Source organism: Oleiphilus sp. HI0066 (assembly GCF_001635725.1).
In genome coordinates this window covers 1-1,163 of sequence record NZ_LWFH01001591.1, presented here as the reverse complement: position 1 = coordinate 1,163, position 1,163 = coordinate 1, and the positions used below count along the sequence as shown (strand labels likewise).

The following is a 1,163-nucleotide window of genomic DNA, read 5'->3' as shown; positions in this document are numbered from 1 at the left end:
TTGTGATAGTCCTGAAGATCTTTATTATTCGGCATAAGCGACAACGCGAAATCTAAATTAGATAGTGTGTACTCATGGGCGCAATAAATTTGCGTTTCGGCAGGAAGGTTTTGCAGCTTTCTAAGTGAGTCGTGCATTTGTTTGGCGGTGCCTTCGAATAAGCGGCCACACCCAGCTGAAAACAAAGTGTCACCACAAAATAGATGCGTACTTTCTTCATTGGACAGAACGAACGCTATGTGATCAAGAGTATGCCCCGGAACGTCAATAACCGAGAAAGAGTTTCCGCCGGCAATTACCGAATCTCCTTCTCTGACTTGTTCCTTGATACCACCGAAGCGTGATTCTGGACTGCCTATAACGCGGAGATTTGGGAAGTTTGTCCCAAGCGTTTGTATTCCTCCTACATGGTCGGGGTGATGATGCGTTACAAGTGCGGCTTCAAGATCCAAATTATTATCTTCTAAAAATCTTAGTACTGGCGTNGCATCACCAGGATCAACAATAACCGCTGTCGAATCGTCATGGATACACCAAATGTAGTTATCTCGAAATGCCGAAATCGTTGAAATGGTACAATGAGCCATGTTAAACCGCCGTAGTTCTGTGATTACTTTAAGCTACGATAGTATACTGAGTTGTGCTGCAAGCAATACTTAAGCTTCATACATGAATTGAGGACGCGTTTTGACCATAGATGTTAGAACAGATGATGACGATTCTTTGAAAAAAATTGCCCATTATCAGTATGTTCAAAAACAATTAGAAGGCTGGTTCCAAACTAGCGCCGGACGTGAATTGCTGGCCGACCAGCGGCGTTGTATAAACGGCCTGATTGAAAGGAATGTTGGTGTTCATCAGGCTGAATTGTGTGTATCTCACCGCATACCTGTTGGAAATGCGAGCGGCTTAGGTCATCGGTTTTATGTCGTTCCGAACTATGAAGTAGAAATGCCTAACAACACCTTGGTTTGTCAGACAACAGACATTGCATTGCCGCATGACAGTGCTGACTTAGTGATCATGCATCACGCTTTGGATTTCAGTCCTTCTCCTCATCAAACTTTGCGCGAAACCTCTCGTATCTTAAAGTCCAACGGGACTTTGGTTTTAATTGGGTTCAATCCACTGAGTTTGTGGGGTTTGGCTAAATTAGCCAATAG

2 protein-coding genes are annotated in these 1,163 nt (G+C 43.7%); one reads left to right on the top strand and one right to left on the bottom strand.

Translation table 11 applies throughout. From position 1 onward, the window contains the following. A partial coding sequence (gene gloB, locus A3738_RS25005; protein WP_068763929.1) for a hydroxyacylglutathione hydrolase occupies positions 1-587 on the bottom strand: 587 nt, incomplete at its 3' end. A gap of 100 nt (positions 588-687) precedes the next feature. Here gloB and A3738_RS25000 point away from each other — a divergent pair. After that, positions 688-1,163, top strand: a 476-nt coding sequence (locus A3738_RS25000) for a class I SAM-dependent methyltransferase (RefSeq protein ID WP_156504487.1), incomplete at its 3' end; no start/stop codon positions are given.